This is a genomic window from Pseudomonas sp. RtIB026 (genome assembly GCF_016861355.2).
GTDB lineage: Bacteria > Pseudomonadota > Gammaproteobacteria > Pseudomonadales > Pseudomonadaceae > Aquipseudomonas > Aquipseudomonas peradeniyensis.
Genome location: NZ_AP023348.2, coordinates 4,629,511 through 4,648,987 on the forward strand (window position 1 = coordinate 4,629,511; position 19,477 = coordinate 4,648,987).

A 19,477-nucleotide genomic window follows, 5' to 3' on the forward strand; every position below is an offset into this window, starting at 1 on the left:
TCCCTTTCAACCCGCCAAGCCTCGACACTTGTCCGGTGCAAGTCAAGGAATGCCAAAGAAGCGATTGAAACAGTCTGCGACAAGGGCCGCGCCCTCGGCGTCGTTCAGGTGCAAGTGGTGGCCGCCCGGCAGGGTCACCCGCTCGAAGGGTAGCTGCTCCAGCAATTCCGTGTGGCGCGCCAGCATGCCGTCGGCGGCCACCACCAGGCAGGCCGGGCAGGCGATGCGTTTGACGAAGGCCATGGCCTGGTCCTGGTTCAGGCGGGTTGGCGAGGGCAAGGTGAGGCGGCTGTCGCTGCGCCAGCTGTAGCCGCCGGGCACCGGCATCAGGCCGCGCTGGGCCAGCAGTTCGGCAGCTTCGCGGCTGACCGCGACCATGCCCTTCATGCGCGCCTCGACGCCCGCCTCCAGGGTCGCGTACACCGATTTGCGCTTGCCCTCCAGGCGCAGTTGCGCCTGCAGCGCCAGCCCCAAGCGCTCGGCAGCGTCCTGTTCGCTGAGCGTCGGCGGAATCACCCCGTCGATCAGCGCCAGGTGGCTGACCCGCTCGGGCAAGGCCCCGGCCAGCTGTACCGAGATGATTGCGCCCAACGAATGACCGAGCAGACCGAAGCGCTTCCAGCCCAGTTGTTCGGCAACCCGCAGCACGTCATGGGCGTAGTCCGCCAGGGCATAGCCGGCGCCGACCGGACGATGCTCGGAGTAGCCATGCCCGGCCAGGTCCAGGGCGACGATACGCAGCCCCTTCAGTTGCGGCGCCAGGCGAGCGAAGCTGTTGGCGTTGTCCAGCCAGCCATGCAGGGCGATCACCGGCAGGCCGTCGGCCGGGCCGAACAGGTGCGCGGCCAGCTCGATATGGCCCAGCGTCAGGCGGATCTCCTCGACCTGGGCGCTCATGCCTGGCTCCAGCGGTCGAACAGGCCCTTGATCAGGCCAGCGGTGTCGGTGGGCCGCTCCAGCGGAAACATGTGCCCGCCCGGCAGGCTGTGGTACTCGCCCTTGGCCATGGCGCGCACGGCCAGGGCGTGGTGTTTGCGGATCACCCGGCTCTGGGCGCCGCGTACCATCGCCAGCGGCACCTGCAACTGGCGTGGCCGGGCCGGGCTGACATGGGGAATGCTGCGGTAGATGCTGATCTCGGTGGCCGGGTCGAAGCGCAGGCGCAGGCCCTCCTCGCCCTGCTCCAGGCCATGTTCCAGGTAGGCTTCCAGGCAGTCCGGGTCGAAGTGGCGGAACAGGGTCTTGCCGGCGAAGTAGCGGCGGGCGCTGTCGCGGTCGGGAAATGCCTCGCGCCGGCCCAGGGTGCGCCCGGCCGGGGTGATGCGGTCGATGAAGCCCAGGCGCTTGGCGGCCTGGATCAGCCATTCATCGGCACGGGTCAGCACTGGCGAGTCGAGCATCACCACCCCGCGGTAGAACTCCGGACGACGCAGCGCCGCATGCAGGTGCAGCACGCCGCCCAGAGAGTGGCCGACACCCCAGACCGGCGCCTCTTGCTGCTCGAGGTGATGCAGCAGTTCGTCCACCAGGTTCTGCCAGTTGTCGTTGACCGGAAAACGCGGGTCGTGGGCGTGCTGCGCCAGGTGATGCACCTCGTAGTCCGGCCCCAGGGCGGCAAACAGCTTGCCGTAGGTGGCCGAGGGGAAGCCGTTGGCGTGGGCGAAGAAGATCTGCTGCGACATGGCCGCCTGCTCTGCACGAGGGATGGATAGCCCATTGTCGGCAAGCCGGACCCTGGCGGCAACGTTCGGAAAGGTCATCGCCGGTGGCGATCAGGTCATTCAGCAGCGCTCGAGGCTGGCCAGCGAACGGTGCAGGCAGGCTTGCATGTAGCCCAGTTGCCACTCCAGGGCCTGGCGGCCCAGGCTGCAGTCGTTCTCATTGTCAGCCAGCCGGCGCAGGGCCAGGCAGCTGGTCTGCAGCAGGTGCGCCATGCGGATGCTGGCCTGGCGCAGTTGCTCGAACTCATGCTGGCCTTCGAACCGGCGTATCAGCTCATCAAGCTTGGCATCGGCGATGTCCTGCATCAGGCGATACTCGGCGAAATCCAGCCGACCATCGTCCGTCAGCTTGTCGAGCAGCCACTGCGGGTCGACCGAGCGCACCAGCGCCATGCGATAACGGCTCACTCATCACTCCCTGTGCCTGTCGGCCCCATGAATCATTCACCGCGCCACGCTACTTGGGCCGCCTCCCGGCTGGCAACTGACAGAAATGCCAGTTGCCAGGGCTCAGCCCAGCCCTTTCAAGGTCTTGATACTTGGCGTCCGGCTTGGACTTGCCGGGGCTGCTTTGCAGCCCTTTCGCGGCACAAGGCCGCTCCTACAGGCGACCGCGTGCTCCTGTAGGAGCGGCCTTGTGCCGCGAAAGGGTCGCAAAGCGACCCCGGCAATCCTGAGTTGGAGCGGTCATATCCAAAAAATCGCAAAACCTTGAAAGGGCTGAGGGCTCAGCCGGAATGACGCAGGCTACACAGGGTCATCAGGCCGGCCAGCGGCCAATCCCCTTCCAGCTCCGCCAGGCTGGCCGTACTCAGCGGCGCCGGCTGCTGGCCGTGGCCGTGCTCGAGCAGGCCGACCAGGGTTCCCACCAGCGGCTGGTGACTGACCAGTAAAACGTGCTCGAACCCCAGGCGCTCGACTTCGCCGATCACCTGCTGCACGTCGCTGTCTGGCGTCAGCCAGGGCACCGTGCGCACCGGTTCGGCAAAGCCCAGCGCGCCGTGCACCAGGGCGGCGGTCTGCTGGGCGCGCACGTAGGGGCTGGCGATGATCGCCTGCAACGGCTGGCCGAGTAGGTGCGCGGCGCTGCGCAGCACCTGCTCGCGACCGTGGCCGGTCAGGCGGCGCTCGGCGTCGCTGTTGGCCCGGGGTTCCGCCTCGCCGTGACGCAGCACCCAGAGCTTCACAGCTTCGGCTCCTCATCACGCACCGGGTGCGCTGCCGGGGTGACGGCATGCGGTGCCTCGCCTTCCGGGGTGCGCGGCGTCGGCCAGTCGGCGAACGGCCAGGGCTTCTGGTCGGAGTGGAAGGTGCCGAAGCGGCCGATCTGTGCCAGGTACTGGCTGAGGCTGTCGCCGAAGTTCATCAGGCTGGCGCTGGGCGCGCCGTAGATCAGCCGGTAGATCAGTTGCACCAGCACCAGGCCGCCAAGCAGCAGCTCGGCCAGTTGCCAGGCCACCAGGAATACCAGCATCCACAGCACCCGCAGGATGATCGACTCGCGCTGGGCGCGCTCGGGAGTATCGTTCATGGGTCGCTCCTTCAGTTGAAACCGCTGGTGGAAATGAAATCGACATCGGTCTTGGGTTCGGCACGCATCAGGTGCTCGATCACCTGGTTGAGCGTGCGCCCTTCAAACAGGATCGCGTGCAGGCCCGCCACCAGCGGCATGTACACGCCCACTTCCTGGGCCTTGGCCTTGAGCACCTTGAGCGTGTTGACGCCCTCGGCCACTTCGCCCAGGCGGCTGACCGCCTGCTCCAGGCTCAGGCCCTGGCCAAGGGCGTGGCCGACCTGGTAGTTGCGGCTCTTGGGCGAGGAGCAGGTGACGATCAGGTCGCCGACCCCGGCCAGCCCCAGGAAGGTCATGGGGTTGGCGCCCTGGCTCACGGCAAAGCGGGTCATCTCGGCCAGGGCGCGGGTGATCAGCATGCTCTTGGTGTTCTCGCCCATCCCCAAGGCCACGGCCATGCCGGCGATGATGGCGTACACGTTCTTCAGCGCGCCGCCCAGTTCGACGCCGAAACGGTCGGCACTGGCGTAGACGCGGAAGGTACGGCCATGCAGCACGGCCTGCACCTGCTGGCACAGCGCCTCGTCCTCGCTGGCGACCACGGTGGCGGTCAGCGCATGCTCGGCGATCTCGCGGGCAAGGTTAGGGCCCGACAGCACGCCGATGCGCGCCTGGGGGGCGATCTCTTCGAGGATCTGGCTCATCAGCTTGAAGGTGTGCGCCTCGATGCCCTTGGTCAGGCTGACCAGGCCCTTGCCACGCAGCAGTTCGGCATGGGGCGCGAGCACGCTGCGCAAGGCGCTGGAGGGCAAGGCAACGAAGATCAACGCGCTGCCCTGCAAGGTGGCGAGCAGGTCGTTGACCGGCTCGACGCCGTCGTGCAGGCGAATGCCCTTGAGGTAGCGCGGATTCTCGCGATCGACGCGCATCGCCTCGGCCTGCGCCGGGTCGCGCATCCACTGCCGCACCGGATGGCCGTTTTCGGCCAAGAGGTTCGCCACGGCGGTGCCGAAGCTGCCGCCTCCAAGAACCGCAACAGGTTGCTGTTCAGTCATATCCAATCCGTTAACCAATAAAAGTAAGTGGCGACCGGGGCATTATACGGTGCCGTTGCGACAGAACCAGTGCGTATGCATCGCGGGGCAAGCCCGCTCCCACGCACCCGGACACAATCAAGAGAAAGTTCAGGTGGTGCGATGCGGCAATAGGCCATCCGTCGATCACTGGCAAAAGCCGTACGGTCGGTTAACATGCCTGATTCATTTGTGAAACAAGGCCGTTTCGTGTTCCCTGGCACGCCTCCCTATCCACGCCTGCTGTTGCTGACTGCCCTGCTAGGCGGCCCGGCCGTGGCCGACGACCTGTTCATCGACAACCAGGACCTGCCGCAGGTTCTGACCGCCACGCGCCTGAAACAATCCCCGGCGGCGGTCCCGGGCAGCATGACTGTGCTCGACAACGAGCTGATCCGCGCCAGCGGCGCCCGCGACATCCCCGAACTGCTGCGCCTGGTGCCAGGGATGATGATCGGCTACGGCGCCGGCAACCAGCCGACGGTCAACTACCATGGCAGCAATGTCAGCGACGCCCGGCGCATGCAGGTGCTGATCGACGGTCGATCGGTGTACCGCGCAGGCCTGGCCACGGTGGACTGGAGCGATATCCCGGTGGCGATCGAGGACATCGAGCGCATCGAGGTGTTCCGCGGCCCCAACACCGTCAGCTACGGCGCCAACGCGCTGATGGCGGTGGTCAACATCCTCACCCGCAACCCGGCCGACAGCCACGGCTCGCGGGTCAAGCTGACCCGTGGCCAGGATGGCATCAACGATTACTACGCGAGCCAGGGCTTTGGCTGGGACAGCGGCGACCTGCGCCTGTCGCTCTCCGGCCAGCAGGACGATGGCTTCGACCACGACCAGTTCGGTCGCGATTACCGCGACAGCCGCCGGCTCAACCGCGTCAACCTCAACGCCAGCCACACCCTGGCGCCGAACCAGACCCTGGAATGGCAACTGGCGGCCAAGGAAGGCAGCAACCAGCGGCCCTATACCTACCAGCCGGTGTTCGGCAACTACCGGGCCGGCGACAACGCCGACGTCAACGCCAAGGACTACGCAGGCTCGGTGCGCTGGAACCTCGACCTGAACCCCGAGCACAGCCTGTATGTGCAGGGCTCGGCCCAGCACTTCGACCGCCAGCAGGTGTGGCGCGCCTGCGATGCGGCGATCGCCTTCAGCCCGGAGCTGACCCGCCTGTGGCAGCTCGACCCGAACTTCGCCGAGAAGGTCGCGCGCAATCTGTTTACCGGCAACCTGCCCACCACCAGCAACCCCGAGCTCGGTTCGCTGATGGGCCAGGTACAAGACCAATGGGCCAACGGTGGCCGCAACACGATCTGCGGCGACGTCGACCAAAGCACCCGCGAGACCCGCTACGACCTGGAAATCCAGGACACCCTGAGCCTGACCGACAGCCTGCGCCTGGTCACCGGCATGAACTACCGCTACGACAAGGCCGACTCGCAGACCTACTTCAACGGCAGCATCGACGACCAGACCTGGCGCCTGTTCGGCCAGCTCGAGTGGCGCATCGACGAGCACTGGATCGTCCAGGGCGGGGCGATGCACGAGCACTCGCAGCTGTCGGGCAACTCGCTCACCCCGCGGGTGGCGGTGAACTACCTGATCACCCCGCGCCATGGCCTGCGCGCGGTGTATTCCGAGGCGATCCGTTCGCCGGACATGTTCGAGAACAATGTCAACTGGAGCTACACCGTCAAGAACCTCACGCCCAACCGCTACGGCCTGCAGAACGGCGAATATTTCGTCAAGACCCGCGGCCCGGGTAACCTCGACCAGGAGCGCATGCGCTCGCGTGAGCTTGGCTACAACGGCTACTTCACCGACCTCGACCTGAGCATGGACGTGAAACTGTTCTACGACGAGATCACCGGGATGATCAGCGAACCGTTGAAGAACAACCAGTACATCGCCAGCAACGCCAACAAGGCCCGCTTCAGCGGCAGCGAGGCGCAGTTCGACTGGCACGCCACCCAGCGCGACCGCCTGCGTCTGACCTACGCCTACGTCGACGCCTGGGCCAGCAACCCCAACGACCGGCGCCTGAGCGCCCGCAACAGCGGTTCGGCCGGCTGGCTGCGCGATTGGGGCGAAGGCTGGTCCAGCGCCCTCTTCTACTACGGTGACGACGCCCTCAATGGTTACCGTTACGAACGGGTCGACCTGCGCCTGGCCAAGCGTTTCAAAGTGCAAGGCAGCAACCTCGAGCTGGCCGCGCTGTGGCAGCAGCGCCTGGATGACGAGCCGATCACCCTGGAACAGAACCGTTACGACAGCCGCCACCGCCTGAGCGTCAGTGCGGAGCTGGAATTCTGATGGTCCGTCTGCTGCGCCTGTTGCTGCTGTGCCTCTGGCCCCTGGGATCGCTGTCCGCCAGCGAAATCCTGCTGGTCGGCGCCGAGGACCAGCCCGGCATCCGCAGCTTCGTCACGGCCCTGGAAAAACGTCGTCCCAACGACCAGGTGCGGTTCCAGACCGTCGAGCAGCTGCCAAGCCCGGCCAAGCTCAAGGCCGACACCCGCCTGATCCTCCTCGACACCTCGGCCCTGGAGTGGCGCCTGGCTGAATCCGCAGGGCCGGCGGCGCTGGCGTTGCGGGTCAGCCGGGTCCAGATCGAACAGCGCCTGGGCACCTCGCGCCCTGCCTACCTGACCCTGCTGTGGAGCGATCCGCCCCTGGCCCGGCAGCTGCGCCTGGCCCGCTACCTGTTGCCGCAGGCGCGGCGTATCGGCGTGCTCTATGGCGAACACAGCCGTTTCCTGCTCGACGAGTTGCGCCAGGCCGCCAGTGCACTGGGCCTGGAAATCGTCGCCCAGGACTGGCCCGATTTGCGCGACAGCCGTCCCCTGCAAGACCTGCTGGGCAACAGCGACGTACTGCTCGGCCTGGACGATCCCGACCTGTACAACTCCAAGTCGGCCAAGAACGTGCTGCTCAGCAGCTATGGCCGGCAGATGGCGCTGATCGGGCCGAACGTCGGATTCGTCCGCGCCGGCGCCTTGGCCAGCACCTATAGCGACCAGGACGACTGGCTGGCGGTGCTCGGGCAACTGCTCGACCTGCCACCGATCCGCTGGCCGCGCAGTCTCTACCCCGCGCACTTCGGTGTCAGCGGCAACCAGCAGGTGGCCCGCGCCCTGGGCCTGGAGGCGATCGACCCGGTCGCCGCCGCCCTGGCCCTTGCCGAAGGAGCCTCCACCCCATGAGCAAGCGCCTGAGCTGGGACATCCATACCCGCACCCAGATCATCAGCCTTGGCCCCGCCCTGTTGCTGACCCTGCTGCTGATCAGCTTCTTCACCTTCGTGCGGATCCAGGACCTGCGCCAGGAACTCAACCACACCGGGCAACTGATCGCCAACCAGCTGGCGCCGGCCTCGGAGTACGGCGTGATCTCGGGCAACAATGAAGTGCTCGAGAGCCTGATGCGCGCCACTCTGAGCATTCCCCACGTGCGTTTCCTCGAGGTGCAGGACAGCCGCAACCATATCCTGGTGTACGTCGAGCAACCCGACGAAAGCCACAGCCGCGCCCAACGCGTCGAGGTGTTCCAGGCTCCGATCCGCCTGCAGCAGATCCGCCTGGACAATGACTTCCTGCAGGGCAAGGCGCCAGCGCCGAACATTGGCGACGACTATCTGGGTCGAGTAATCGTCGGCATGTCCGACGACGCCTTCAGTCAGCGCCAGCAGGAGATCGTGATCAAGGCCGCGATCCTCGCCCTGTTCGCCCTGCTGTTCACCTTCCTGCTGGCCCGGCGCCTGGCCACCAGCCTGTCCAAGCCGATCAGTGACATGGGCCACGCGGTCCGGGCGATCCAGCAGGGCGACTTCAACGCGCCGCTGCCGGTGGTCGACGACAGCGAGCTGGGCCACCTGGCCCGGCACATCAACAACCTGGCCAGCGCCCTCGACCAGGCCGCCCATGAACAGCAACAGGCCATGGGCCAGCTGATCCAGGCCCGCGAGGAAGCCGAGCAGGCCAACCGCGCCAAGTCGGACTTCCTGGCGATGATGAGCCACGAGCTGCGTACGCCCATGAACGGCGTGCTGGGCATGCTGCAACTGCTGGAGACCACCGAGCTGACCAGCGAGCAGGCCGACTACACAGCGGTGGCCAGCGAATCCACCGGCCACCTGCTCAAGGTGATCAACGACATCCTCGATTTCTCACGGATCGAGCGCACCACCCTGGAGCTGGAACATATCGACTTCAACCTCGGCGAGCTGATCACCAGCAGCGTGCTGTCGTTCCAGCACAGCGCCCAGCAGCGCAACCTGGACCTGCGCCTGCAGCTGCCAGCGGGCATGAACTCGCTGCAGGTGGTGGGTGATCCGACGCGCATCCGCCAGATCCTGCTGAACCTGGTAGGCAATGCGCTGAAATTCACCGAGCGCGGCGAGGTGGCCATCGAGGCCCGCTGGCAGGTGCTCGACCGCCAGCTGATCTGGCTGACTTGCACCGTACGCGACACCGGCATCGGCATCGACAACAACCGCCTGGAGATGATGTTCGTGGCCTTCCAGCAGGCCGACAACACCATTTCCCGGCGCTACGGCGGCACCGGCCTGGGCCTGTCGATCGCCCGCACCCTGGCCGAGCGCATGGGCGGCCAGTTACGCGGCGAGAGCCGCGAGGGGCTGGGCTCGACCTTCACCCTGGAAATGCCGCTGGCCCTGGCCAGCGCTCCTGCCACCTTGCCCGGCGCGACGCCCCAGGCCAGCACGGTGGGCGAAGGCAGCGGGCGAGTCCTGCTGGTGGAAGACAACCCGGTCAACCAGAGCGTCATCGAGGCGATGCTGCGCAGCCTTGGTTTTGAGGTGAGCCTGGCCATGGACGGTGCCCAGGCGGTCGACCTGGTCGGCCAGCAGCGCTTTGCCGCGGTGCTGATGGATTGCCGCCTGCCGAATGTCGACGGCTACGAGGCGACCCGGCGCATCCGCCAGTTGCCGCGCACCGAGGGCCTGCCGATCATCGCCCTGACCGCCAGCGCGCTGCAGGGCGACCGCGAACGCTGCCTGGCCGCCGGAATGAACGATTACCTGAGCAAGCCGTTCAAACGCACCGATCTGCAGCGCATCCTGCAGCGCTGGTTGCCGGGTCGGACAGCCGCGACTGGCGATAAATGCTAAAGTGCGGCAGTCTTAAGGACTGGACAGGACCGCCTCAGGGCCGGAAAATAACATTTCAGTGCACACCTGTACTTCTTTTGCCAGGTGCGCTGTGACTTTCACCACAACGCAATAGTCTACCTGTAGGCTGCCGCCTCGAATGCCAAGCGCTTTGGGCCGGCCGGGAAGATTCATCCCCTGCCGCAGGGGGTTATTGAGGAGCTCGCATGACCAAACAACACGCCTTTACTCGGGAAGACCTGCTGCGCTGCAGTCGCGGTGAGCTGTTCGGCCCCGGTAATGCGCAACTGCCCGCCCCGAACATGCTGATGGTCGATCGCATCACCCATATCAGCGAGGAAGGCGGCAAGTTCGGCAAAGGTGAATTGGTCGCCGAGCTGGATATCAATCCGGACCTGTGGTTCTTCGCCTGCCACTTCGAAGGCGATCCGGTGATGCCGGGCTGCCTGGGCCTGGACGCCATGTGGCAGCTGGTCGGTTTCTTCCTCGGCTGGCAGGGCCTGCCGGGCCGTGGTCGCGCCCTGGGTTCGGGCGAGGTGAAATTCTTCGGCCAGGTGTTGCCTACCGCCAAGAAAGTCACCTACAACATTCATATCAAGCGCGTCCTGAAGGGCAAGCTGAACATGGCCATCGCCGATGGCTCGGTCAGCGTCGACGGTCGCGAGATCTACACCGCCGAAGGCCTGCGGGTCGGCGTGTTCACCTCCACTGACAATTTCTAAGGGTTATTCGCATGCGCCGCGTCGTGATCACTGGTCTGGGCATCGTATCGTGCCTGGGCAATGACAAAGCTACCGTCACCGAAAACCTGCGCAACAGCCGTCCGGGTATCCGTTACAACCCGGAATACAAGGAAATGGGGCTGCGTAGCCAGGTTTCCGGTTCCATCGACCTCAACCTCGAAGAGCTGATCGACCGCAAGGTCTATCGCTTCGTCGGCCACGCCGCGGCCTACGCCTACCTGGCGATGCAGGACGCGATCAAGGACTCGGGCCTGACCGAAGAGCAGGTTTCCAACCCGCGTACCGGCCTGGTTGCCGGCTCCGGCGGCGCTTCCACCCTGAACCAGATGGAAGCCCTGGACACCCTGCGCGAAAAAGGCGTCAAGCGCGTCGGCCCGTACCGCGTCACCCGCACCATGGGCAGCACCGTGTCGGCGTGCCTGGCCACTCCGTTCAAGATCAAGGGCATCAACTACTCGATCTCGTCGGCCTGCGCCACCTCCGCGCACTGCATCGGCACCGCCCTGGAGCAGATCCAGTGGGGCAAGCAGGACATCGTCTTCGCCGGCGGCGGTGAAGAAGAGCACTGGAGCCAGTCGTTCCTGTTCGACGCCATGGGCGCCCTGTCGACCAAGCGCAACGAAACCCCGGAACTGGCCTCGCGCGCCTACGATGCCGACCGTGACGGCTTCGTCATCGCCGGCGGCGGCGGCATGGTGGTGGTCGAGGAGCTCGAGCACGCCCTGGCCCGTGGCGCCAAGATCTACGCCGAGATCGTCGGCTACGGCGCCACTTCCGACGGCTACGACATGGTCGCCCCAAGCGGCGAAGGCGCGATCCGCTGCATGCAGCAGGCGCTGTCCACCGTCGACACCCCGATCGACTACCTGAACACCCACGGCACCTCCACCCCGGTCGGCGACGTCGCCGAAATGAAGGGCGTGCGTGAAGTGTTCGGCGACAAGGCACCGAAGATCAGCTCGACCAAGAGCCTGTCGGGCCACTCGCTGGGCGCCGCGGGCGTGCACGAGGCGATCTACTGCCTGCTGATGATGGAGAACAACTTCATCGCCGGCTCCGCCAACATCGACGAGCTGGACCCGGAAGTCGCCGACCTGCCGGTACTGCGCAAGACCGAAGAGAACGCCAAGATCGACACGGTCATGAGCAACAGCTTCGGCTTCGGCGGCACCAACGCCACCCTGGTGCTCAAGCGCTGGACTGGCAAGTGATCGCTTGATCTGCTGAACGAGAACGCCCGGACCTTGGTCCGGGCGTTTTTGTTTGTGCTGCCAGACGAAGCACGCCCACCTGTAGGAGCGGCCTTGTGCCGCGAAAGGGGCGCAAAGCGCCCCCGGCGATTCATCTGTGAGGTCGATATTCCGGGGCCGCTTTGCGGCCCTTTCGCGGCACAAGGCCGCTCCTACACGGGTCAGGCCTTTTACACGGAGAAACGCTGCACCAGGGTGTTCAGGTCCACCGCCAAACGCGACAGCGCCTGGCTCGCGGCAGACGTTTCCTCGGCCCCGGCCGAGGACTGGTGCGCCAAATCGCGGATGGTGGTCAGGTTGCGGTCCACCTCCCGCGCCACCTGGGCCTGCTGCTCCGAGGCACTGGCGATCACCAGGTTACGCTCGTTGATCTGGCCGATGGCCGCGGCGATCGCCTCCAGCGCCTGGCCGGCGGCATGGGCGCCATCCAGGGTCGAACGGGCCTGGGCATCGCTGTGCTGCATACCCTGCACCGCTCGCTCGGCGCCGCTGCGGATGGCGACGATCATCTGCTCGATCTCCTGGGTCGAAGACTGCGTGCGATGGGCCAACGCCCGCACCTCGTCGGCGACCACGGCGAACCCGCGCCCGGCCTCTCCGGCCCGCGCCGCCTCGATGGCGGCGTTGAGCGCCAGCAGGTTGGTCTGCTCGGCGATCGAGCCGATCACATCCAGCACCTTGCTGATGTCGTGTACCTGCTGGGCCAGCTGCCCCACCTCTTCGGCATTGCCCGCCACGCCATTGGCCAGCGCCTCGATGGCGGTGACCGTGGCCTGCACCTGCTCACGCCCGCGACGGGCAATCTGGTCGGATTCGCGGGAAGCCTCCGAGGTGGCCACCGCATTGCTCGCCACCTCCTCCACCGCCGCCGTCATCTGGTTCACCGCGGTCGCCGCCTGCTCGATTTCCATGCTCTGCTGCTGCAGGCCGCGGGTGGCGTCCTCGGTGACCGCGCTCAGTTCCTCGGAGGCCGAGGCCAGCTGGCTGGCCGAGTCGGAAATCCGCCCGATGGTCTCGCGCAAGCTCTGCTGCATGCTCTTGAGCGCCGCCAGCAGGCGCGCCGGCTCATCGTCGCCCTGCACGGTGATCTGCGGTGTGAGATCGCCCGTCGCGACCGTCTCGGCGACCTTCAGCGACTGCCCGAGCGGCCGCACGATGCTACGGGTCAGGGCCAGGGCGAGCACCACGGTGAGGCTCAGGGCGATCACCAGCAGCACGCCGACCCAGACCTTCGCGCCGTTGTACACGGCCTCGGCCAGGTCGGTGGCGGAGTTGGCCTGGTGGTTGTTCAGCTCGATCAGCTCGTTGAGCGTGGCGGTCATCTGGTCGGCCAGCTGGTTCATCTCGCCGTTGACCAGCGCCGCCGCCGCCTGGACATGCCCATCGGTGGCCAACTGCACCACCTGCCCCTGCAAGATCATGTACTGGCGCTCGAGGACCTGGTAGCGGTCGAACAAGGTCCGCTCCTCAGGCAGCACGATCAACCCATCGTAGTGGTTCTGGGCCTTGCTCAAGCCACCCTTGATCTCTTCGATGCGGGCACGGTTCTGCTGCTGGGCCGCCGGGTCGGTGTTGACCAGCAGGCGCAGGGTCAAGGCGCGGATGCGCAGCATGTCCTGGGTCATGCGGCCCACCGAGATCACGCTCGGCAGCCAGTTGTTGTCGACCTGCTCGGACTGCTGGCGCATGCTGGTCATCTGCTGCAGCGCGAAGCCGCCCAGCGCCACCACCAGCAGCGCCATGATGCCGAAACCCAGGCCCGCGCGCGGGGCGATATTCAAGCGTCTCAGGCTCATTTCCAGGATCCCTCCCAAAAGCGTTGTTCCGTCGCTTAATGAAGGTATCGGGCCGCCTGAAAATTGCGTAAGACGAAAAGGCGATATCAAAAAGCTATCTACTGCTAAAACGCGCTACTTCGCCGCTTTTGGCAGCAGATTGACAAAATTAGTCCGACTCACCTGCTCCGCCACCGCTGCCGGCAAGGCATCGAGGAAGGGGTCGAAACCGTGCATCTGCTCACCCAGGCTGTCAAACCGCCCCACCAGGTCGGAGCCGAGTACGAAACGCTGCGGGAAGCGCTTCACCAACGTCACCCAGTCCTGGCGCGGCACACCCTGCGAGTCGAGCAGGTAGGGCTTGAGGACGCTCCAGGACAGGTCGACATACAGGTTCGGGTAGTCCTCCAGCAGCCGGGTCAGCACCGGCAGGAGAAAATCCATCTGTTCCTGGTGGCGGTGGATCTCCAGGCTGCTGCCGGCGTGGGCCCAGATGAAGCGGGTATGCGGGTGGTTGCGCAGCGGCTCCTCGATCTCGGCCAGGTACAGCGGGTTGCGCTCGCGCTTGGAGGTGATGTTCGAATGCAGCAGCACCGGCAAATCGCGCTCGGCGGCCAGGTGATAGATGCGAGTCATGGCTTCGTTGTTGGCCCGCGGCGTATCGCCGCTGGTCAAGGCGGTGAGGTCGTCGTGGCGGGTGAATACTTCGCCGATGCCCTGCCACAGCCCCGGATAAAGCTCGAGCATGCGCTCGATATGGTTGACGGCGTTCTTGTCCACCGGATTGAAGCCGGTGAGGAATGGGTGGAAGCGACGGCGTTGCTGCGCTGGCAGCTTCTGCAACGCGTCGGCGACGTACAGGTCGGTGGCGCTGTACCAGTAGGCGTCGGCGTCATCTCCGGCGTAATAGCGCGGGCGCTTGGGCTCGTCCTCATGCCACTTCTTCGCCACCGGGATGCCGGAAATCATCGACTGTTCAACCCCAGCTGCATCCATGGCCTTGAGCAGCGCCGGCATGCCCTCGGTTTCCTGGAAAAAGTCCACGTAGTGCAGGTGCGCGTCGCTGTAGCGGTAGTCGCGGGCCTGCGCGGTGTCGAACAGGCCTGTGCTCAGCAGCAGGCAAGCCAGTGTGCGGGCGATCATCGGAGCCTCCTTTGCCGGTCCCGCAAGAGTAGACCGGACAGCGCCCGCGACGGTTCAGCCACGGGCGGCGAAACGCTATGCTTGCAGGCATCCCTCAAGGAGTGTCGCCATGAGCAGTCCCCTGGTCATCCGCCCACGCGCCGAATCGGTCGAGGGCCAGCCGATCCTGCGCCCGCTGCCCTCGGCGCAGTGCCGCAGCGTCGGCCCATTCGTGTTCTTCGACCATATGCTGGAAACCGACTACGCGCCGGGGCATGGCATGGACATTCGTCAGCATCCGCATATCGGCCTGTCCACCCTCACCTACCTGTTCGAGGGTGAAATCCAGCACAAGGACAGCCTGGGTTCGGACCAGCGCGTGGGCCCCGGGGACGTCAGTTGGATGACTGCCGGGGCGGGTGTGGCGCATGTCGAGCGCACGCCAGCCGATCTGCTGGCCAAGGGTTCAAGACTGCACGGGCTGCAGGTCTGGCTGGCGTCGCCTCGCGAGCACGAGCAGGGCAAGCCGAGCTACAGCCATCATCCGGCGGCGAGCCTGCCGGTCAGTGACAGCCTGGGCGTGCAGATCCGCATGATTGCCGGCAATGGTTTTTGCCTGGAGTCGCCAGTGCCGGTGCTCTCCCCTACCCTGTATGCCCACGTGCACATGCAATCGGCCACGACGCTGACAGTCCCAGCCGAGCATGAGCAACGCGCCCTGTATGTGCTGGACGGTGAACTGTCGCTCAACGACGAGCGCGCGGAGGCCTGCAGCCTGGTCGTGCTGCCGGAGGGCGAAGATGTGGTGCTGTACGCCGAAGAAGCGTGCCAGCTGGTGCTGATCGGTGGTGCGGCGCTGGATGGGCCGCGGCGGATGAACTGGAATTTCGTGGCCAGTGATCCGGAACTGATCGAGCGAGCGCGGGCCAAGTGGGCTGCGGGGGATTGGCCGACGGTGCTGGGGGAAACTTCGAGAATCGAGTTACCCCGCTGAATTGGGGCTGCTTTGCAGCCCTTTCGCGGCACAAGGCCGCTCCTACAGAAATACGCGCCCCCTGTAGGAGCGGCCTTGAACTGGTCAAGTAATTTTGGACACCGGTTAAGGTTCATGCCGCTGCCTTGAGCTTTTCCTCCATGGCTACTGGCGTTTCATAGCCGTTGTAGCTGTGGAGGCGCTTGAGGTTGTAGCGCATCAGATAAGCCTGGATATCCACTCGTGCCTGCGCTTCGGTCTCGTAACCCTCTGCCGGCACCCATTCTGATTTCAATGCTCCGAAGAATCGCTCCATGGCAGCGTTATCCCAGCATTGGCCTCGATGGCTCATGCTCTGGTTCAAGTTGTACTCATCGAGCGCGGCTCTGAATTTATGGCTGGTGTACTGACAGCCCTGGTCTGAATGAAACATTACGCCCGCCGGCCTACCCCGCGACTCAGCGGCCATGCGCAGGGCGTTACAAGCTAAGTTGGCATCTGCAATCATCGAGAATGCCCAACCCACTACGCGACGGGCATAGAGGTCAATCACGGCGGCTAGGTACAGCCAGCGCCTGCCAACCTGGATATAGGTCACATCGCCACACCAAACCTCATTGATCGCCGAAACCTTGAAATTGCGCTTCAGCTGATTCTCGGCGATCAACGCTTCTGCCCCTGATGACCGATAGCGGTGCGGCCTGCGCTGTTTGCACTTCAGGCCAGCTTCACGCATTAGCGCACGCACCTTGTATCGTCCTATTTCATGGCCTTCGTGCCGCAATTCCTGCGCCAGGGTTCGCGAGCCAGAAGCACTTCGCGATGCGTTGAAGTGCTTGATTACCAGCAGGCGTAGCGCATCTCTTGCCGGGTTTTCACGTCCTTGCCGTTTACGCCACGCATAGAAACTGCTGCGCTTAACCCCAAGCACGCGGCAGCAGTCGACAACAGGGTATTGCTCACTCAGCTCGTTGATCAGCGAGAACGATCTTTGGAGTCCCGAAGCAGGAGAGCACTGGCCTTTTTTAGGATTTCGATATCCCGATCCTTTTGCCGAACCAGCGCTTCGAGTTCTTCAATTCGTTGCTGCTCGGGTGTGATCGCTTTGGCTCCAGCCGGAACCTTACCGGCTCTCTCTTCACGCACCTGATCAACCCAGCGGCGAAGCGCGGTAGGGCCCAGCCCAAGGGCGGCACAGACCTCAGGAACTGACTGCCCACCGTCCAGCACCATTTCGGCAGCTTGGACTTTGTATTCTCTTGAATAAGATTTACGCACTGATTTTGCCTCCAATTGGGCGCCATCATAGCGCCCGATGAAGGTGTCCAAAATCATTAGGCCAGTTCACCTTGTGCCGCGAAGCGTCCCCCTGCGGTATCAGCGCTGGAACACTTCCTTGAGCAGGTTATGCATCGAGCGGAACGCCCGCTCCGACGTACGCCGGTCATACTGCATCTTGCCCGGCACATTGGCATTCGGGTCGGTGAACGAGTGCACCGCACCGCCGTAGCTGAGCAACTGCCAGTCGACTTTAGCGGCGTTCATCTCCTCCTCAAAGGCCGGTAGCTGCTCTTTGGGCACCAGCGGGTCGGAGGCGCCATGAAGGACCAGCACCGAGCCTTTGATACGCTTGGCATCCTCGGGGTTTGGCGTATCCAGGGTGCCATGGAATGAAACAGCGGCCTTCAGGTCGGCACCGGTGCGGGCCAGCTCCAGGGCACAACAGCCGCCGAAGCAGAAGCCGAAGGTAGCCACCTTGCCGGGCTCCAGCAAGGCCTTCGATTGCCCCACCAGTTGCGCCAGCGCCTCCTGCATGCGCTTGCGCAGCTCGGCGCGATCGTTCTTCAGCGGCATCATCGCCGCGCCCGCCTCGTCGGCATTGGACGGACGTACCGACTGGCCGTACAGGTCGGCGATCAGCACCACATAGCCTTGCTCGGCCACTTCCCTGGCGATACGTTCGGCGCCCTCGCCGATACCCATCCAGTTCGGCGCCATCACCAGCCCCGGCTGCGGCAGCGCGCCCTGGGTGTAAACCAGACGGCTCTCGTAGGCTTTGCCTGACAGGTGATAGACCAGCGATTCGACGATGACCTTGCTCATTCAGCTCTCCTTGGGCTTCACGGGTCAGCACATGATAGATGTATTCGTGGGAGCGGGCTTGCCCCCGCCAGAAATGAAAAAGCCCGCCGAAGCGGGCTTTGTCTGCGTCAGATCAAGCGGACAGCTCGACCAGCAGCTTGTTGAGGCGACGCACATAGGCCGCCGGATCCTTCAGGCTGTCGCCGGCCGCCAGGGCCGCCTGGTCGAACAGGATGTGCGAAAGCTCGGCGAAGCGATCTTCGCTCTGCTCGCCATCGAGCTTCTCGATCAGCGGGTGGGTCGGGTTGAACTCGAAGATCGGCTTGGACTCCGGCACCTTCTGCCCGCTGGCTTCGAGGATCTGGCGCATCTGCAGGCCCAGGTCCTGTTCGCCGATGGCCAGGATTGCCGGCGAGTCGGTCAGGCGGTGCGAGACACGCACCTCCGCCACGCTGTCACCCAGCGCGCCCTTGAGGCGCTCGACCAGGCCTTCCTTGTCCTTGGCGACTTCTTCCTGGGCCTTCTTGTCCTCTTCGGAGTCCAGCTTGCCCAGGTCCAGGTCGCCACGGGCGACGTCGACGAAGGCCTTGCCATCGAACTCGCTGAGGTAGCTCATCAGCCACTCGTCGATGCGATCGGTCAGCAGCAGCACTTCGATGCCTTTCTTGCGGAAGACTTCAAGGTGCGGGCTGTTCTTGACCTGGGCATAGGATTCGCCGGTCAGGAAGTAGATCTTGTCCTGGCCTTCCTTGGCGCGGGCCAGGTAGTCGGCCAGGGCGACGCTCTGCTCGCCGCTGTCGTCTTGGGTGGAGGCAAAGCGCAGCAGGCTGGCGATCTTCTCCTTGTTGGCGAAGTCCTCGGCCGGGCCTTCCTTCAGCACCTGGCCGAAGTTCTTCCAGAAGCCCTTGTACTGCTCGGGCTCGTTCTTCGCCAGCTTCTCCAGCATGTCCAGGACGCGCTTGGTCAGCGCGGTCTTCATCGAATCGATGATCGGATCCTTCTGCAGGATCTCGCGGGAAACGTTCAGCGACAGGTCGTTGGAGTCGACCACGCCCTTGATGAAGCGCAGGTACAGCGGCAGGAACGACTCGGCCTGGTCCATGATGAACACGCGCTGCACGTACAGCTTCAGGCCGCGTGGCGCTTCACGCTGGTACAGGTCGAACGGCGCGCGGGCCGGCACGTACAGCAGCGAGTTGTATTCGAGCTTGCCTTCGACCTTGTTGTGGGTCCAGGCCAGCGGGTTTTCGAAGTCATGGCCGATGTGCTTGTAGAACTCCTGGTATTCCTCGTCCTTGATCTCGGTACGCGGGCGGGTCCACAGGGCGCTGGCGCGGTTGACGGTTTCCCACTCCTGCGCCGGCTTTTCTTCACCTTCGGCGGCCGCTGCCTGCTCTTTCGGCAGCTCGATTGGCAAGGCGATGTGATCGGAGTATTTCTTGATGATGTTGCGCAGGCGCCAGCCATCGGCGAACTCGTCCTCGCCCTTCTTCAGGTGCAGGACAATGCGGGTGCCGCGCTCTGGCTTGTCGACCGTGGCAACTTCGAAGTCGCCCTCGCCCTTGGACGACCAGTGCACGCCTTCGGCGGCCGGCAGCCCGGCGCGACGGCTGAACACATCAACCTTGTCGGCGACGATGAACGCGGAGTAGAAGCCCACGCCGAACTGACCGATCAGGTGCGAGTCCTTCTTCTGGTCACCGGTGAGGTTCTTCATGAAGTCGGCAGTGCCGGACTTGGCAATGGTGCCCAGGTGGGCGATGACGTCTTCGCGGCTCATGCCGATACCGTTGTCCTCGAGGGTCACGGTATTGGCGGCCTTGTCGAAGCTCACGCGGATCTTCAGCTCGGCGCCGCCTTCGAGCAGCTCAGGCTTGGCCAGGGCCTCGAAACGCAGCTTGTCGACGGCGTCGGAGGCGTTGGAGACCAGCTCGCGCAGGAAGATCTCCTTGTTCGAATACAGGGAATGGATCATGAGGTGCAGCAGCTGCTTTACCTCGGTCTGGAAGCCCAGGGTTTGTTTTTGAGTCTCCACACTCATGGTCTTCAAAACTCCAATCTGTTGGTTGTTGGCGCCTGGCGGCC

At 64.7% G+C, this 19,477-nt stretch carries 18 protein-coding genes and 1 pseudogene; 6 read left to right on the plus strand and 13 right to left on the minus strand.

Annotated elements, in window-relative coordinates:
* Positions 1-42 precede the first annotated feature (42 nt).
* From PRtIB026_RS20755 to PRtIB026_RS20780, 6 genes are all read right to left on the minus strand, one after another.
* Positions 43-897 (minus strand): alpha/beta hydrolase, encoded by an 855-nt coding sequence (locus PRtIB026_RS20755; RefSeq protein ID WP_203651833.1) that lies wholly within the window; start codon positions 895-897, stop codon positions 43-45.
* Entirely contained in the window at positions 894-1,682 is a 789-nt protein-coding gene (locus tag PRtIB026_RS20760; protein WP_203651832.1) for an alpha/beta fold hydrolase, read from the minus strand. The genes PRtIB026_RS20755 and PRtIB026_RS20760 overlap by 4 nt, the downstream gene beginning before the upstream one ends.
* 99 nt (positions 1,683-1,781) lie before the next feature.
* Positions 1,782-2,129: a hypothetical protein gene (locus tag PRtIB026_RS20765; RefSeq protein ID WP_203651830.1), complete on the minus strand. Its 348-nt coding sequence runs from the start codon at positions 2,127-2,129 to the stop codon at positions 1,782-1,784.
* Positions 2,130-2,449: 320 nt separating this feature from the next.
* Positions 2,450-2,908, minus strand: a complete 459-nt coding sequence (gene sixA, locus PRtIB026_RS20770; protein ID WP_203651829.1) for a phosphohistidine phosphatase SixA — start codon at positions 2,906-2,908, stop codon at positions 2,450-2,452.
* On the minus strand, positions 2,905-3,252 hold the full coding sequence (locus PRtIB026_RS20775; protein ID WP_203651828.1) for a DUF4389 domain-containing protein: 348 nt from the start codon (positions 3,250-3,252) through the stop codon (positions 2,905-2,907). Before PRtIB026_RS20775 ends, sixA begins: the two co-directional genes overlap by 4 nt.
* 11 nt (positions 3,253-3,263) lie before the next feature.
* Positions 3,264-4,289: an NAD(P)H-dependent glycerol-3-phosphate dehydrogenase gene (locus PRtIB026_RS20780; protein ID WP_186733895.1), complete on the minus strand. Its 1,026-nt coding sequence runs from the start codon at positions 4,287-4,289 to the stop codon at positions 3,264-3,266.
* Positions 4,290-4,484: 195 nt separating this feature from the next.
* Between PRtIB026_RS20780 and PRtIB026_RS20785 the strand changes: the two genes are divergently transcribed.
* From PRtIB026_RS20785 to fabB, 5 genes are all read left to right on the plus strand, one after another.
* On the plus strand, positions 4,485-6,632 hold the full coding sequence (locus PRtIB026_RS20785) for a TonB-dependent receptor plug domain-containing protein (protein WP_203651827.1): 2,148 nt from the start codon (positions 4,485-4,487) through the stop codon (positions 6,630-6,632).
* Positions 6,632-7,522, plus strand: a complete 891-nt coding sequence (locus PRtIB026_RS20790; protein WP_203651826.1) for an ABC transporter substrate-binding protein — start codon at positions 6,632-6,634, stop codon at positions 7,520-7,522. The genes PRtIB026_RS20785 and PRtIB026_RS20790 overlap by 1 nt, the downstream gene beginning before the upstream one ends.
* Positions 7,519-9,447, plus strand: a complete 1,929-nt coding sequence (locus tag PRtIB026_RS20795) for a response regulator (protein ID WP_203651825.1) — start codon at positions 7,519-7,521, stop codon at positions 9,445-9,447. The genes PRtIB026_RS20790 and PRtIB026_RS20795 overlap by 4 nt, the downstream gene beginning before the upstream one ends.
* A gap of 206 nt (positions 9,448-9,653) precedes the next feature.
* The gene (fabA, locus tag PRtIB026_RS20800; RefSeq protein WP_102684717.1) at positions 9,654-10,169 is read left to right on the plus strand and encodes a 3-hydroxyacyl-[acyl-carrier-protein] dehydratase FabA; all 516 of its coding nucleotides are present in this window, start codon (positions 9,654-9,656) and stop codon (positions 10,167-10,169) included.
* Between the two features lie 11 nt (positions 10,170-10,180).
* Entirely contained in the window at positions 10,181-11,401 is a 1,221-nt protein-coding gene (gene fabB, locus PRtIB026_RS20805; protein WP_050706509.1) for a beta-ketoacyl-ACP synthase I, read from the plus strand.
* A 209-nt stretch (positions 11,402-11,610) separates the two neighbouring features.
* Here fabB and PRtIB026_RS26715 read toward each other — a convergent pair whose 3' ends face one another.
* From PRtIB026_RS26715 to PRtIB026_RS20815, 3 genes and pseudogenes are all read right to left on the minus strand, one after another.
* Positions 11,611-12,474: a methyl-accepting chemotaxis protein gene (locus tag PRtIB026_RS26715; RefSeq protein ID WP_420713669.1), complete on the minus strand. Its 864-nt coding sequence runs from the start codon at positions 12,472-12,474 to the stop codon at positions 11,611-11,613.
* Positions 12,475-12,513: 39 nt separating this feature from the next.
* Positions 12,514-13,236, minus strand: a pseudogene (locus PRtIB026_RS26720) (MCP four helix bundle domain-containing protein); the annotation flags it as partial.
* Between the two features lie 114 nt (positions 13,237-13,350).
* Positions 13,351-14,358: an amidohydrolase family protein gene (locus PRtIB026_RS20815; RefSeq protein ID WP_203651823.1), complete on the minus strand. Its 1,008-nt coding sequence runs from the start codon at positions 14,356-14,358 to the stop codon at positions 13,351-13,353.
* Positions 14,359-14,467: 109 nt separating this feature from the next.
* On the opposite strand from PRtIB026_RS20815, the gene PRtIB026_RS20820 reads away from it, so the two are divergent.
* Positions 14,468-15,331 carry a pirin family protein gene (locus tag PRtIB026_RS20820; RefSeq protein WP_203651822.1) on the plus strand — a complete coding sequence of 288 codons (864 nt, stop codon included), beginning with the start codon at positions 14,468-14,470 and terminating at the stop codon, positions 15,329-15,331.
* A 112-nt stretch (positions 15,332-15,443) separates the two neighbouring features.
* On the opposite strand, the gene PRtIB026_RS20825 is transcribed toward PRtIB026_RS20820, so the two are convergent.
* From PRtIB026_RS20825 to htpG, 4 genes are all read right to left on the minus strand, one after another.
* Complete coding sequence (locus PRtIB026_RS20825) at positions 15,444-16,289, minus strand: IS3 family transposase (protein ID WP_324256565.1); 846 nt, start codon at positions 16,287-16,289, stop codon at positions 15,444-15,446.
* The gene (locus tag PRtIB026_RS20830) at positions 16,286-16,645 is read right to left on the minus strand and encodes a transposase (RefSeq protein WP_075043813.1); all 360 of its coding nucleotides are present in this window, start codon (positions 16,643-16,645) and stop codon (positions 16,286-16,288) included. The genes PRtIB026_RS20825 and PRtIB026_RS20830 overlap by 4 nt, the downstream gene beginning before the upstream one ends.
* Positions 16,646-16,687: 42 nt before the next feature.
* Positions 16,688-17,413, minus strand: coding sequence for a dienelactone hydrolase family protein (locus tag PRtIB026_RS20835; RefSeq protein ID WP_203651821.1), 726 nt, complete (start codon positions 17,411-17,413; stop codon positions 16,688-16,690).
* 112 nt (positions 17,414-17,525) lie between these two features.
* Positions 17,526-19,433, minus strand: a complete 1,908-nt coding sequence (gene htpG / locus PRtIB026_RS20840; protein ID WP_203651820.1) for a molecular chaperone HtpG — start codon at positions 19,431-19,433, stop codon at positions 17,526-17,528.
* Positions 19,434-19,477: the final 44 nt, after the last annotated feature.

Coding starts and splice junctions, on each gene's coding strand:
- PRtIB026_RS20755 (WP_203651833.1), bottom strand. CDS start 897: ATGAGCGCCCAGGTCGAGGAGATCCGCCTGACGCTGGGCCATATCGAG.
- PRtIB026_RS20760 (WP_203651832.1), bottom strand. CDS start 1,682: ATGTCGCAGCAGATCTTCTTCGCCCACGCCAACGGCTTCCCCTCGGCC.
- PRtIB026_RS20775 (WP_203651828.1), bottom strand. CDS start 3,252: ATGAACGATACTCCCGAGCGCGCCCAGCGCGAGTCGATCATCCTGCGG.
- PRtIB026_RS20780 (WP_186733895.1), bottom strand. CDS start 4,289: ATGACTGAACAGCAACCTGTTGCGGTTCTTGGAGGCGGCAGCTTCGGC.
- PRtIB026_RS20785 (WP_203651827.1), top strand. CDS start 4,485: ATGCCTGATTCATTTGTGAAACAAGGCCGTTTCGTGTTCCCTGGCACG.
- PRtIB026_RS20790 (WP_203651826.1), top strand. CDS start 6,632: ATGGTCCGTCTGCTGCGCCTGTTGCTGCTGTGCCTCTGGCCCCTGGGA.
- PRtIB026_RS20795 (WP_203651825.1), top strand. CDS start 7,519: ATGAGCAAGCGCCTGAGCTGGGACATCCATACCCGCACCCAGATCATC.
- fabA (WP_102684717.1), top strand. CDS start 9,654: ATGACCAAACAACACGCCTTTACTCGGGAAGACCTGCTGCGCTGCAGT.
- fabB (WP_050706509.1), top strand. CDS start 10,181: ATGCGCCGCGTCGTGATCACTGGTCTGGGCATCGTATCGTGCCTGGGC.
- PRtIB026_RS26715 (WP_420713669.1), bottom strand. CDS start 12,474: ATGCAGCAGAGCTTGCGCGAGACCATCGGGCGGATTTCCGACTCGGCC.
- PRtIB026_RS20815 (WP_203651823.1), bottom strand. CDS start 14,358: ATGATCGCCCGCACACTGGCTTGCCTGCTGCTGAGCACAGGCCTGTTC.
- PRtIB026_RS20820 (WP_203651822.1), top strand. CDS start 14,468: ATGAGCAGTCCCCTGGTCATCCGCCCACGCGCCGAATCGGTCGAGGGC.
- PRtIB026_RS20830 (WP_075043813.1), bottom strand. CDS start 16,645: ATGATTTTGGACACCTTCATCGGGCGCTATGATGGCGCCCAATTGGAG.
- PRtIB026_RS20835 (WP_203651821.1), bottom strand. CDS start 17,413: ATGAGCAAGGTCATCGTCGAATCGCTGGTCTATCACCTGTCAGGCAAA.
- htpG (WP_203651820.1), bottom strand. CDS start 19,433: ATGAGTGTGGAGACTCAAAAACAAACCCTGGGCTTCCAGACCGAGGTA.